The sequence below is a fragment of the Kribbella sp. NPDC003557 genome (genome assembly GCF_040610805.1).
Taxonomy (GTDB): Bacteria; Actinomycetota; Actinomycetes; order Propionibacteriales; family Kribbellaceae; genus Kribbella.
In genome coordinates, this window is the sequence record NZ_JBEXMY010000003.1 from 200,949 (window position 1) to 214,368 (window position 13,420).

General features: G+C 69.4%; 10 protein-coding genes. 5 read left to right on the top strand and 5 right to left on the bottom strand.

What is annotated here, in order from left to right; all coding sequences use genetic code 11:
- Positions 1–12 precede the first annotated feature (12 nt).
- Both ABZW60_RS12850 and ABZW60_RS12855 read left to right on the top strand, forming a co-directional pair.
- Positions 13–684 (top strand): hypothetical protein, encoded by a 672-nt coding sequence (locus ABZW60_RS12850; protein ID WP_355476259.1) that lies wholly within the window; start codon positions 13–15, stop codon positions 682–684.
- A 612-nt stretch (positions 685–1,296) separates the two neighbouring features.
- On the top strand, positions 1,297–1,839 hold the full coding sequence (locus ABZW60_RS12855) for a family 1 glycosylhydrolase (RefSeq protein ID WP_355476261.1): 543 nt from the start codon (positions 1,297–1,299) through the stop codon (positions 1,837–1,839).
- A 159-nt stretch (positions 1,840–1,998) separates the two neighbouring features.
- On the opposite strand, the gene ABZW60_RS12860 is transcribed toward ABZW60_RS12855, so the two are convergent.
- The 5 genes from ABZW60_RS12860 to ABZW60_RS12880 form a co-directional block, all read right to left on the bottom strand.
- On the bottom strand, positions 1,999–3,591 hold the full coding sequence (locus tag ABZW60_RS12860; RefSeq protein ID WP_355476263.1) for a DUF222 domain-containing protein: 1,593 nt from the start codon (positions 3,589–3,591) through the stop codon (positions 1,999–2,001).
- Positions 3,592–4,918: 1,327 nt separating this feature from the next.
- A complete protein-coding gene (locus ABZW60_RS12865; RefSeq protein WP_355476265.1) occupies positions 4,919–5,746 on the bottom strand; it encodes a carbohydrate ABC transporter permease in 828 nt (275 codons plus the stop codon).
- Entirely contained in the window at positions 5,743–6,684 is a 942-nt protein-coding gene (locus ABZW60_RS12870; RefSeq protein WP_355476266.1) for a sugar ABC transporter permease, read from the bottom strand. The genes ABZW60_RS12865 and ABZW60_RS12870 overlap by 4 nt, the downstream gene beginning before the upstream one ends.
- Before the next feature lie 22 nt (positions 6,685–6,706).
- Positions 6,707–8,062 (bottom strand): extracellular solute-binding protein, encoded by a 1,356-nt coding sequence (locus ABZW60_RS12875; RefSeq protein ID WP_355476268.1) that lies wholly within the window; start codon positions 8,060–8,062, stop codon positions 6,707–6,709.
- Between the two features lie 224 nt (positions 8,063–8,286).
- Positions 8,287–9,288 carry a hypothetical protein gene (locus tag ABZW60_RS12880; protein ID WP_355476270.1) on the bottom strand — a complete coding sequence of 334 codons (1,002 nt, stop codon included), beginning with the start codon at positions 9,286–9,288 and terminating at the stop codon, positions 8,287–8,289.
- Positions 9,289–9,396: 108 nt separating this feature from the next.
- On the opposite strand from ABZW60_RS12880, the gene ABZW60_RS12885 reads away from it, so the two are divergent.
- The 3 genes from ABZW60_RS12885 to ABZW60_RS12895 all read left to right on the top strand — a co-directional run bounded on the left by ABZW60_RS12885 (position 9,397) and on the right by ABZW60_RS12895 (position 13,366).
- Positions 9,397–9,999: a TetR/AcrR family transcriptional regulator gene (locus ABZW60_RS12885; protein ID WP_355476271.1), complete on the top strand. Its 603-nt coding sequence runs from the start codon at positions 9,397–9,399 to the stop codon at positions 9,997–9,999.
- An 83-nt stretch (positions 10,000–10,082) separates the two neighbouring features.
- Complete coding sequence (locus ABZW60_RS12890) at positions 10,083–10,868, top strand: ABC transporter ATP-binding protein (RefSeq protein WP_355476273.1); 786 nt, start codon at positions 10,083–10,085, stop codon at positions 10,866–10,868.
- Positions 10,865–13,366 carry an ABC transporter permease gene (locus ABZW60_RS12895; protein ID WP_355476275.1) on the top strand — a complete coding sequence of 834 codons (2,502 nt, stop codon included), beginning with the start codon at positions 10,865–10,867 and terminating at the stop codon, positions 13,364–13,366. The genes ABZW60_RS12890 and ABZW60_RS12895 overlap by 4 nt, the downstream gene beginning before the upstream one ends.
- The last annotated feature ends 54 nt before the right edge of the window (positions 13,367–13,420 follow it).

Consider the following 13,420-nt stretch of genomic DNA (forward strand, 5'->3'; position numbering starts at 1 on the left):
TAGGGTGGAGACGTGAGCTCAATCGTTCCGGGACCGCAGAAGAAGATCGGCGAGGAGATCGACGCCGCCCGCTCCGGCGCGAAGCCGTTGAACGCGGGTGACCTCAACGCGTCGGCACCCCGCGTCGAGGAGCTGACCGGCCTCGACGACTGGCCGGAGACTTTGCGCGCCGCGGTCGAGGCCGAGTACGCCCGTGTCACGGCGCTGGACTCCAACCGCCGCAAGACCGCCGACAGCGCTGTGGGTGAGCTCGTCGCCGCCCTCGACACTCTCCTGACCGAGATCACCGACCAACTCCAAGCCGGCAAGCCCCGCCTCTTCGGCAAGGCGACTCCCGTCGAGCCGTCACCCGAAATTGCGGCCCACCTCGGCATCCCGTCCGACGCCCTCGAGGACGCCACCGGCCGCGGCGAACACCGCACGGCCCTACGCACCCTCAAACAGCTCCGCACCCAACTGAAGGACCTGGAAGCAACCCCCGACCACTCCCGCCTAACACGCCTGACAACCTTCATCATCCGCCTGGCCGTAGTCCTGGACGCCGCCCCACCCTCCGCCCCCACACTGGCCCCCACAGCCCTCTCCCGCTACACCCAAGGCCTCCCCGACCCCCAGTGGACCGCCACCTTCCCCGAAAAACTAACCACCTGGCAGAACACCCGCCACACCCTCACCAACTCCTGAAAGCACACCGCTCCGCAGCGACTGTCTTGTCAGCCGGCTCCGCCGGCGAGTAGGTGAGGTGCTGAGCATCTGGTGTTGGCATCGGCCTGCTGTGCGGTGCGAGCGGTCAGCGACACCGCCTCGCGGCGACTGTCGTATCGTCCGGCTCCGCCGGCGAGCAGGTGAGGTGCTGAGCATCTGCGGTGTTGGCGCCGACTGCTCGGGTCTGCTGCACACCCGAACGGACACGCTCCGCGGCCACCTCATCGACCAGCTCCATCGGCGGGCTCAGCACGCGCTGAGCATTTGATGCTGGCATCAACTGCTGTGTGATGCCAGCGGTCAGCGGACACCGCTTCGCGGCGACTGTCGTATCGGCCGGCTCCGCCGGCGAGCGCAGCAGGTGACGAGCATCTGGTGCTCGCGTCGGCTGCTCTGGCGTGGCGCCGACGCCAACGGACTCACTCCACTCCGCGGCAGCAGTTCTCGGCCACGTTGCGGCGCGTGCGCGGCACAGGCACAGCATCTGCTACCAGCGTCGGCCTACACCGGCGTCCTGCGGACGACGCCCGGGCCGCCGACAAGGCAGGCTCCGCCCTTCTGCCCCTCTGACAACACGGGCTCTCCGCGCGCATGTCCGCGGCCGGAAGGCTGTTGTGTGGTCTGACTGGCGACATCGCCTGCGACCACTACCACCGGATGCCGGCCGACGTGGCGCTGATCAAGGACCTCGGCCTCGACACGTACCGCTTCTCGTGGCCTGGCCGCCGGTCCAGCCGCGCGGCAACGCCCGGTGACCTAGCCGGTCAACGCTCCGACCAGCCCGAAGTCAGCAGCCTCCCGGAGCGCGGCGCCATCAGCCTGCCACCTCGAACGCCGACCAACGGGCACAACCTCGCCACCACCGAGCGCCACGCCCAGCAGTGCGATGGGCGGTGCGGGTGCAGCCGAGCAGTCCGGCCAGGCACTCGGGCCAGGCAGTCCGGCCAGGCGATCCGGCCGGATCGCCTCACCGCCACCGAGCGCCGCGCCCAGCGGTGCGATGGGCGGTGCGGTGCGGTGCAGCCAGGCAGTCCAGCCAGGCAGTCCGGCCAGGCGATCCGTCCGGGTGGTGTAGGGCGAACGAGGGCGGGCACCGCCTGGCGATTGTCTTGTCGGTCAGCTTCGCTGGCGTGAGGGCGCACCGACGGCGGCACATGTCGGCGTCGGCTGCGCTGGTGTCCGGCGAGTGGCACCTGCGGCCGCTTGGGCGGCAGGCTCCGCCTGCTTGTGATCCTTTGACACGACAGCCTTCCCGCTCCGCATGCCCGCGGCTGGGGTGCTGGCTTGCTTGATCTAGCCGCTCAGCGCGAAGGCGGCCGCCTGTTGAAGGACCGCCCCGTCAGCGCGCCACTTCGAATGGCGGAAGCTGGGCACGTCCGGATCACCGTCGGCCGGTGGGACGGTCGGCGGGGAGGGGACGGGCGGCGGCGGGTGCTCGACAGCCCGTCGGCGGAAGTGGTAGTGGTGTTCGGGCCGTGCGTCGGCCCAGGTGGGGCGGGTGACGTGGACGACGCCGTCGCGGATGGTGATGTGCCAGTGGCCGGCGTGGACGTCGGTGTGGTGGCGGCGGCACAGCAGGGCCAGGTTGGAGATTTTGGTGTCGCCGCCGTCGATCCAGGAGATCAGGTGATGGGCGTCGCACATGATCGGCGGCGCTCCGCAGACCACGCAGCCGCGGTCGCGGGCGTCCAGGGCGCGCCGCATCGCCTTGGTGACCAGGCGCTCGCGGCGCCCGACGTCGAGGGGCTCGGAGTTCGAGCCCAGCACCAGCGGGATGATGTTCGCGTCACAGGCCAGCCGCCGGATCGTGGCCGCCGACAGCCCACCGCTGTACACGGTCCGCCCGATCGCGTCCGCGGTCGCGGCCTTCAGGTCCTCGAAGTCGATCGTCACGGTGATGGTCGCCTTCGCCCCGTACCCCGCCACCTGACCATTCCTCGCCACGCTGCCGGCACTGCCCGCGGTGCCTGCGCTGCCCGCTCCGCCTGTCTTGCCAGCACTGGCAGCGCTGCCTGTACTGCCAGCACTGCCAGCACTGCCCGTGTTACCCGTACTGCCCACGTTGCCCGGGGCGGTCGTGGCAGCAGCCGTAGGTCCGGTGGGCGCTGCGGTTGCTGCGGTGGTTGTGATGGGCGCCGTGGTGTCCCATGCGGCGGCGGCGATGCTGAGGGCGGTGGATAAGGCGTCGGCCTGGCGCTTGTCGCGGGGGCGGGGATCGGGTTCGCCGTCGACGGTCTTGTGCGGGCGGGCACCGGCGTGCACGACGGCGCGCAGGAGTTCGGCGTTCTCGTTGGCCAGGAACCCGGTGAGCTTTACCCCGTTGTCGGCGGCCGACAGTGTCAGGGACTCGCGGGCGTAGGCCTTGTGTTCTTCGGGTTCGGGGCCGTCGGAGTCGAGGAGGTCGGCGATCTCCTTGGCGGCGGTGCGCAGTTCGCCGGGCGACAGGTGGCCGGCCAGCCTGACCAGTTGTTCCGCTGCCGCGTCCAGGTGTTCCACCGGGACCCGGGACCGGACCCGGTCGAGTCCGAACACGATCGCGGCCGCCTGTGCCGGTCGCAGCCGCCATCCGCTGTCAGCGTCGTCGCCGGGCTCCTCGCAAGAGGCGGTGTCCTTGAGCGCGGCGGATACGGCTGGGTACTTCGTCGTGGCCTGGGCGAGGCGGAGGGTGCGGCGGGCTACCGGGGCGTCGATCCGGTGTCGGAAGCGCAGGAGCTCGGCGGTGTCGCGGGCGCCGAGCTCGGCGGCGTACCCGGTGGTCTCCATGGCGGCGATCACGGTCAGCCGGTAGGTCTCCAGGCGGGCGAGCTCGGTCTCCAGCGCGTCGAGAGTGGACAGCAGTTGGCTGCCACTCATCGACCACGCCGGCCGTTCGCCTAGGAGTTCCATGGCATCGACTCTAGACGGCGGCACCGACAGTTTCCGAGCCGGAATCCCCTTATTTTGTGGGCAATTCGGGGGCCCACACCAGCAAACACCACCCGGGCGCTCATGTCGCATCTTCGGCGGCGGGCACCCGTGCGCCGCGACGCCGCGACTGGTCTTCTGGACGTCTCCGCGCGACACGCGCAGAGCATCTGGATGCCGGCGTCGGCTGCAGCGGCGTGGCTGCGGACACCAACGGACGCCGCTACATGGCGCTGCCTTGTTGGTTGGCTTCGCGCGTGCGCGGACTGGTGATGAAGCGGAGGTGGACGGCCGAGCTGAGGCGCGTCGGGGAGAGCAGTTCGCCGGCCGGATTGTTCGTCGGCTATCCCTCCCAGTCACGGCGATTGGTGGACTCCAGGCAGCGAGTCGTGAATCGGGGCTGCCACGGACGGTCGATCCACACGACTCACGACCCGACCAGCCAGCGGCCGCCCGGGTGCTCGTCTTGCGATCGGGAGCCACTCGCAGGCAAGACCACGAAGGACTGTCGCGCCCCGGTGAGCCGACTGCAATAGCAACCGCCGGCAAGCGACGTCCTTCGAGGGACCCGGCGGCCACTAGCGATCACCTTCACCGCAGCAGTCCATGGGCCTGTACGCAACCCGGAGCACGATCCGCGCCTGCCGCCGGAGGCAGCCAACGGACGATCGCCGCGAAGCGGTGCCCGTTGACCCGTCCCACCACGCCTGCAGCAGCCGATGCCAACAACCTCAAACGCTGATCCATGTCCCTGGGAGCAATGCAGGCTTACAAGACAGCCGCCGCGAAGCAGTGTCCTCTCACCGTCGACGATTCCGCCGTGCCGCTGACCGTCGCGCAGCAAGGTCTGTTGCTGGCGCACCTGACCAGCAGCATTCAGCGCCAACCACCTCATGCGCGTTCCAGCTGCCGCGCACGCCGGCGGAGCCGGCTAACAAGACAGCCGCCGCGAAGCGGTGTCCATCCACCGCCGCACCACCTGCACCCAGCGCCAACCACCTCAGGCCCGCTCTGGTCGCCCGCGTGCGCCGACTGCTGTCTTGTTGGCTGGCTTCGCCGCGAAGTCGGCCGTTGGGGCCGCCAGCCACATCAGTAGCGGCCGTGCCAACCACCTCAGTCGCATTCCAGCTAGCGCGCACGCCGGCGGAGCCGGCCGAAAGGGCAGCCGCCGCGAAGCGGTGTCCTTTAGCCGGTCCCACCACGCCAGCCGCACCCGGCGGCAGCCACCTCAGACACAGACCAGCTACCACGCACGCAGGCGAAGCCGGCCGAAGGTTAGTCGCCGCGGCGCGGTGTCCTTTGGATGGGGTCAGCCCTTGATGGCTCCGCCCAAGGCGAAGGCGCCGCCTAGTTTGCGGCTGAGGAGGAGGTAGAGGAGGAGGACGGGGGTGGTGTAGATGAGGGAGTACGCCGCGAGCTGGCCGTAGTTCGGTTCGCCGTACTGGCCGAAGAACGTGAAGATGCTGACCGAGGCCGGCAGTCGCTCGGGTGACAGCAGCAGCATGAAGGGGACGAAGAAGTTGCCCCACATGCCGATGAAGGTGAAGATCAGCACGACCGCGATCCCGGGCCACATCAGCGGCAGCACGATCGCCCACAGCGCGCGCATGTTGCCGGCGCCGTCGACCCAGGCCGCTTCCTCCAGTGACAGCGGTACGCCGTCCATGAACGTCTTGGTCAGCCAGATCGCGAAGGGCAGCGCCGACGTCGCCATGAACATGATCGTGCCGCCGAGCGTGTCGACCAGGTTCAGCTGCACGAACAGCCCGTACACCGGCACCATCACCGCGGTGATCGGCAGCCCGGTGCAGAACAGCACGGTCAGCAGGAACGGCCGGTTGAACCGGGTCTTGAACCGCGACAGCGGGTACGCCGCGAGCACCGCGCACACCATCGTCAGCAGCGCGGCCCCGCCGCACAGCACGATGCCGTTGAGCACCGGGCGGTACGTCGTGTTGGTGTTGAGCACGGCCTTGAAGTTCCCGAGCGTGGGGTGCGTCGGGAACTCGACGCGCAGCCCCGCGGTCCGGTTGATCGACGCGAACAGCACCCAGAGCAGCGGCAGCACGAACAGCACACCGATGGCCAGCAGGATCAGGTTCGACGTCACCTTGCTAAGACGGTCGCGCGCAATCACGCTGCCTCCGAGTTGAGTCCACGCAGGTAGATCAGCGAGAAGACTGCGCCGATCGCCAGCATCACCAGCGCGATCGCCGTACCGTAGCCGATCTGGGAGAAGCTGAACGCCTGCTCGTACATGTACAGCGGCAGCGTCTGGCTCTTCGTCCCGGGGCCGCCGCGGGTCATCGCGTAGATGAGGCCGAACACGCTCAGCGTCTGCAGCGTGATCAGCATCAGGTTGGTCATGATCGCGCGGGTGATCATCGGCAGCGTCACGAACGCCAGCCGCCGCCAGCCGCCCGCGCCGTCCATCTCGGCGGACTCCTCGATCTCCTTGGGGATCTCGCTCAGCGCGGCCGAGTACACCAGCATCGAGAACGCCGTACCGCGCCAGATGTTGGCCAGCGACACCGCGATGATGGGTGCCGCGTACAACCAGTCCTGCCCGGGCAGGCCGACCGCGTGCAGCATCACGTTGAGGGTGCCCTCGTCGTTGAAGAACGCGCTCAGCAGGTACGCCGCGACCACCTCGGGCAGCACCCACGCGCCGATCACCGCGGTGCCGACGAAGTTGCGGATCACCTTCGTGGACCTGCGCATCAGCAGCGCGAGGCCGAGGCCGAGCGTGTTCTGCCCGATGATCGCGGAGATCAGCGTGAACAGCAGCGTCAGCCAGATCGCGTTGGTGAACGCACCGCTGCCGAAGGCCTTGCGGAAGTTGTCCAGCCCGACGAACTTGACGTTCGCCGCACCCGTACCGGTGAGCGCCATGTTCGTGAACGCGGCGTACACGCAGTAGATGATCGGACCGGCCAGGAAGACCAGCATGAGTCCGATGGCCGGCGACAGCGGCAGCATCTTGAGCAACTTGGCGGCCCGCGGCTTCCCGCTCCCTCCGGACGTCTTGCCGGAGGGAGTGGGAGCCGAGGCCGTGGGGGCGACAGTCGTCGTCACAGGGGAGGTTCCTTCGCCCGGGCTACTGGCCCGCTGTGGTCTTGTCCTTGCCGACGATGCCTTCGACCGCTTCGTCGTAGTTCTTCGCGGCCTCGTCGATCGAGGACTGTCCGGTCATCACCGCCTCCATCGCGGTGATGATCTCGTTGGAGACCTTCGGGTACTCCGCGTACGCCGGCCGGTAGACCGTGACGGAGACCAGGTCGGTGAAGAACTGCGTGCTCTTCGAGGAGCTCTTGTACGTGGCGTCGGAGGCGACGTCCTTGCGGACCGCGATCTGCGCGCCCTCGGTCGCGTACTTGGCCGCGTTCTTCTGGGTCTGCAGGGTCTTGATCAGGTTCCAGGCCGCGTCCGGGTTCTTCGACTTGGCCGGGATCGCCCAGGTCCAGCCGCCGGAGAGGCTGACCTTGCCCTTGCCGCCGCCGTCCTGGGACGGCATCGCGGTCTGGCCGAGGACCTCGGACCACTGCGGCCACGGCTTCGCGCCGGTCTTCTGCCAGTTGCCGTAGATCCAGGAGCCGTCCAGCGCGATCGCCAGTTTCCCGCCGGGCAGCAGTTCGGTGCCGACCTTGCTGCCCATGTTCGGGTCGAGCGCCTGCTTCGGCGACGGGCCGAGGCCCTCGGTGTAGACGGTCTTGATGAAGTTCAGCGAGTCCTTGAAGCCCTGGCTGCCGACGACCCACTTCTGCTGGTCGTTGTTGTACAGCGTGTCCTTCGTGCCGTACAGCAGCATCTCGAAGCCCTGCATCGCGGAGGCTTCACCCATCGGCTTGCCGGAGTACACGTTCATCGGGATGACGCCGGGGACCTTCTGCTTGATGGTCCGGGCGGCGCTGAGCACGTCGTCCCAGTTCTTCGGCTGCCAGTCGGCGGGCAGGCCGGCCTTGGCGAAGATCTGCTTGTTGTACCAGAGCGCGCGGGTGTCGGTGCCGTCCGGTACGCCGTAGGTCTTGCCGTCGAGCGCCTTCGCGGCGCCCTTGGCGGTGTCCTCGAACTGGCCCCACTGGCCCCACTTGTTGATGTAGTCGTCCAGCGGCTTCAGGTAGCCCGCGGTGATGTCGGAGTTGATCAGGAAGGTGTCCTCGTAGACCACGTCCGGCGCGGTGTTCGGCGACCGCATCATCAGCTGCAGCTTGGTGTAGTAGTCGTTCTCCGACGCCACGATCGGCAGGATCTCGACCGTCGACCCGGGGTTCGCCGCTTCGTACTCGGACTTCACGCCGGTGAGGAAGTTCTTCATCACCACGCCCGGGCCCCACTGCTGGTACGCGATCTTGATGTGCGCCGGGCCCGAGCTCTGCGAGCTGCCGGCGTCCGGCTGCTTGGTCGTCGAGCCCTGGCTGCAGGCCGTCACCGCCAGCAGCAGCGCGCTGGTCACGGCCGCTACTTTGAAACGTTTCCTAGACATCATTCAGGTCCACCTTCGGGCAATCGTTGTCATGCCGGTACCACGACCCAAACCCTGCGGGCTTTCCCGCGACCGTAGGAGCCTCGAACGGCCGAAGTCAATGCTTGACAGACAACGTTGTCGCCTCAGCAGCACGCCAACGCGGCGACCGGGACGTAACGATCCGGTCACCGCGTTGTCATACCCCTACTTTGTCAGGCGGCGACCGCCTGCGCCTCGTGTCGAGCACGGACGGCGCGTCCCCGGCCACGGAGCGCACCGAGTCCGCAGATGAGTAGTCCGGCGAGCAGCCAGCAGCCCAGTACTGCGAGTGGCCGCGCGGCCCCGGCACCGTCGAAGAAGCTCACCGAGCGCAACGCCGTGCCCGCGGCGCCGGGCGGCAGCAGCTGACCGAGCGTGCCCCACCCGTCCGGCAGCATCTCGGGCGCGCTCGTCATCCCGGACAGGGGGTTGCCGAGCAGCATCATCACGGCGCCGCCGAGCGCGAGTCCCGCCGTACCGAGCAGCCACTCGAGGCCGAGCAGGGTCAGGCTGATCGCCGCGATCGACAGCGCGATCACACCCGCGTTGCCCAGGTAGCTGCCCTCGAACGAGCCGAGCCAGTACTGCAGTACGGCGGCCAGCGCGAGCCCGCCGGTGACCGCGAAGGTGAGCGCGCCGACCATCCGCTTCGCGCCGGACCGGACCAGCTGGGTGAGTGCGCCGGCCGCGATGATCCCGCCGAGCACGAGCGGCAGCGCACCGGCCGCCAGCCCGGCGCCGCGCGGATCGTCCTTCGGCAGCGGCACGATGTCGGTCACCTTCGCCGGACTCTCCGGCGACATCCGGGTGGACAGCTGGGTCAGCACCTGCGCGACGGCGGGTCCACCCGCGGACGCGGTCAGTACTTCGGGCTGGGCCGCGTCCAGCACGATCGCGCCGTACGCGTCCCGGTCCTGGATCCGCTGCACCGCGGCCTGCCGGTCCGGTACGGCGGTGATCTCGAAGCCGCCGGGCATCGCCTGATCGAGGCGGGCCTCGATCTGCTGGACCGCCGCCGGCGGGCCGGACACCGCGAGCGGGACGTCGCGCGGTTCGGAGCGCGCGGCCGGCCAGGCGAACGCGATCAGGAACACCGTGAGGACCGCGGTCAGCAGCGTGACGACGGCGATCAGGGGCGGCCGGCGACGGTCGGCCGCGTGCGCCTCAGTGGTCATGGTGGTACTCCCTCGGGCAATAAAACCGAATGATCGTTCTTTATGAGTCCGAGCCTGGCAACGGCCCGCCGACTTGTCAAGAACGGACATTCGTTTTAAGTTGCGGACGTGCCCAAGGTCACCGAGGAACACCGGCTGGCGCGCCGTGCGCAGATCGTCGCGGCGGCCCGCACCTGCGTGATCGAGGAGGGCTTCCACAAGACGACGATGGCGGACGTGATCCGCGAGTCCGGGCTGTCCGCGGGCGCCGTCTACGGCTACTTCAAGAGCAAGGAGGAGATCGTCGCGGCGATCGCCGAGGACGCGCTCGGCACGATCGACGAGCTGTTCGGCAAGATCCTCGCCTCCGAGCAGCCGCTGACCCCGCTCGCCGCGCTCGACGCCGCGATCCGGCACGTGGTGGCGATCGCGGAGCGGCCCGGCGGCGATGTCACCCGGGTCGCCGTGCAGGCCTGGGCCGAGTCGCTGCGCAACCCCACGATCAAGGCCACCGCGCTCGGCAAGTACAGCCAGCTCCGCGACCATTTCGAGGCGGTCGCCCGCCGCGCCCAGGCCGACGGGACGGTCGACCCGGACGCCGACCCGGGGCACATCGCGCAGGCCATGTTCGGCCTGCTGCCGGGGTTCATCATCCAGCGGCTGCTGATCGGCGACGTCACGCCGGACACCTACCTCGACGGCCTGCGGGCCTTGTTCGGCGCCCGGACGTAGCCGGAGAGGGTGGACTTTCGTCCACCACCGTCGTCGGTTCAGCACCATGGGGCGCGGCGCCGCCGCTCCGTAGCGTCGGCGGCATGAAGAAACGGACGCAGGAAGCAGTCGACGGGGCCGGATACTCGGTCGTCCTGCAGGATGTACGACGGGTCTACGGCCGTGGCGGAAACGCCGTCACCGCCCTCGACGGGATCTCGATGAAGTTCGCCCCCGGGACGTTCACCGCGGTGATGGGGCCGTCCGGGTCGGGCAAGAGCACCTTCCTGCACTGTGCCGCCGGCCTCGACCGGCCGACGTCCGGCAGCGTGTTCATCGACGGGCAGCCGCTCGCGGGGCTGAGCGAGCGCAGGCTGACCGAGCTCCGGCGGGAGCGGATCGGATTCGTGTTCCAGTCCTTCAACCTGCTGCCCGCGCTGACGGTCTGGCAGAACGTCTGCCTGCCGCAGGAGCTCGACGGCCGCCGCCCGAACAAGGCCGCCGTACGCCAGGTCCTGGAGCGCGTCGGTCTCGGCGACCGGCACAAGCACCGCCCGGGCGAGCTGTCCGGCGGTCAGCAGCAGCGGGTCGCGATCGCCCGCGCGCTGGTCGCCCGGCCCGCGGTGATCTTCGCCGACGAGCCGACCGGTGCGCTCGACACCCAGACGGCCGCCGACGTCCTCGAACTGCTGCGCGAACCCGTGCGGTCCCAGGGCCAGACGGTCGTGATGGTCACCCACGACCCGGTCGCCGCGTCGTACGCCGACCAGGTGGTCTTCCTCGCCGACGGCGCGCTGGCCGGCCGCCTGACCGCTCCGACGGCCGAAGAGGTCGCCGACCGGATGACTCACCTCGGTGCGCGTTCGAGCCTGCGGGCGGTGGCGGGATGATGCGCCTCGCCGTCCGCACCTTGCGGCACCGCAAGAGCGGATTCATCGCGACCTTCGTCGCGGTCGTCTTCGGTACGGCGATCGTGATGGCCTGCGGCGGGCTGATGGAAACCGGCATCCGCTCGAACGTCGAACCCCAGCGCCTGGCCGGGACCTCGCTGGTCGTCACCGGCAACCAGTCCCACCACCGCCCCGGCGTCGAGGACGCCACTCCCCTGACGGAACGCGTCGGCGTACCAGCAGACCTCCTGCCCGAGATCCGCGCAGTCGAAGGCGTAACCTCCGCCACCGGGGATTACACCTTCCCGGCCTTCACCCCGCCCTCTGCGGGCGGCTCGGCCGCCGATGCGAGCAGGGCCGTAGTTGCCGAAGGCCACAACTGGTCCAGCGCCGGGCTGGCGCCCTACCCCCTCAGTGCGGGGCACGCGCCCCGCTCCGCACAGGTGGTTGTTTCGTCGGGGACCGTAGGAGAACAGCTGACCCTGCTGATCAACGGTGAGCCGAAGACCTTCACGATCAGCGGCATCGCCCCGCAGGCGTCCGGTCACGCGTTCTTCTCCGACCAGGACGCCGCGAGCCTCGTCCGCAACCCGTCGCGCTTCGCCGACGTCGGCGTACAAGTTGCCCCGGGCACCAACCTCGGCGACGTGCGGGACCGTCTCGAGGAGATCGGCGACCTGACCGTCCGCGCCGGCGTCGACCGCGGTCTGGCCGAGCACCCGGACGCCGAGTCGCGCCGTACGGCGCTGATCGCGGTCGCCGGCTCGTTCGGCGGGATCGCCGCGATGACGATGATGTTCGTGGTCGCCTCCACTCTGGCGCTCGCGGCCCAGCACCGCGAGCGGGAGTTCGCGCTGCTCCGCGGCATCGGTACGACGCCCGGCCAGGTGCGCCGGATGATCCTGGGCGAGGCCCTGATGGTCTCGCTGCCCGCGGTCGTTCTCGGGTGCCTGCCGGGGATCTTCCTCGGCCGGTTCCTCTTCGACCAGCTCAGCTCGCACGGCGTCGCGTCGCCGGTGATCGAGTTCGCGCAGGGCTGGATCCCGTTCGCGGCCGGCGCCGGCGCGGCGGTCCTGGCAGCGATCGGCGCCGCGTTGATCGCGGCGCGCAGGTCGGCGAAGATCAAGCCGGTCGAGGCACTGGTCGAGGCGTCGCTGCAGCGGAAGTGGTTCAGCTGGATCCGGCTCCTGTTCGGCTTGCTGTTCCTCGGCGGCGGCCTGGCGCTGCTGATCGTCACCGCGACGGTGATGTCCGGCCCGCTGGCCGCGTCGACCGCCGGCCCGTCGATCCTCTGCTGGGCGATCGGGGTCGCACTGCTCGGCCCGTTCTGGACCAAGCTGGTGCTGGGGATCTGGCGCTGGCCGGTCCAGGCGCTGACCCGGGTGAACGGCCGGCTCGCGATCCGCAACCTGTCCGCGCGCTCGGTGGCGTTGTCGGCCGCGGCGATGCCGGTGATGCTTGCCGTCGGCATCTCCACCGCCAACCTGTACATGCAGACCACCCAGGTCCACGCTTCCTCGGAGGCGTTCACGCGAGACCTGCGAGCGGACGCCGTACTGGTGTCGGACGCCGGTCTCTCGCCGGCCCTGGTCTCGCAGGTGCGCGCTGTCCCCGGCGTGGCGAGTGCCTCGGCGTTCGTCCGCAGCATGGGCGCGGTCGACGATCCTCGCAAGGCTCCGTTCGACGAGGACGGTGCGCCGGTGATCGGCGTGGACGCGCAGGGGGCGAACGGTACGGCGCCGGTCCGGCTGACGAGCGGGTCGCTCGCCGGGCTGAGCGGCTCGACCGCGGCGGTCCCGGAGTACATGGCCACCAAGACCGGTCGTGGGGTCGGGTCCGAGATCACGATGACCTTGGGCGACGGGACCACCGTGAAGCTCCGGGTGGTGGCGACGTTCGCGGCAGAGCGTGGGTACGAGTCGATCATCCTGCCCGCGGCCCTGGTCGCCGCTCACACCACCGACGGGCTGACGAAGCAGCTCCTGGTCCGCGCCGAGCCCGGTACCGACGTACGACCGGGGCTGGCCAAGGTCGCCGCCGCGCACCCGGGTGTGCAGGTCGCCGACCGCAGCACGCTGGTCGCCTCGAACGTCGAGGACCTGCAGACGCAGGCGTGGATCAACTACATGCTCGTCGGCATGCTGATCGCGTACACCGCCGTCTCGGTGGTCAACACGCTGGTCTCCACCACCCTGCGCCGCCGTCGCGAGTTCGCCCTGCAACGGCTGACCGGCTCGACCCGCTTCCAGGTGCTCCGCATGCTGACCACCGAAAGCACCTTGGTCACCCTCACGGGAGTAACGCTAGGCACCGTGGTGGCGTTGGCCTGCCTCCTCCCCTTCTCCGCCAAGGTCGCGAACGACGTCCTCCCGACAGGCCCGCTCTGGATCTACCTGGTGATCGTAGGAGCAGCCGCCGCACTCACTTTCGGCTCCACACTCATCCCCGCAACCGCAACCCTCCGCCACGCCCCGACCCAACCCACCCACAACGACTGAACCTTGAACACCTGCTGGTGGATGTGGACAGCGCACGACCTGTCCACACCCACC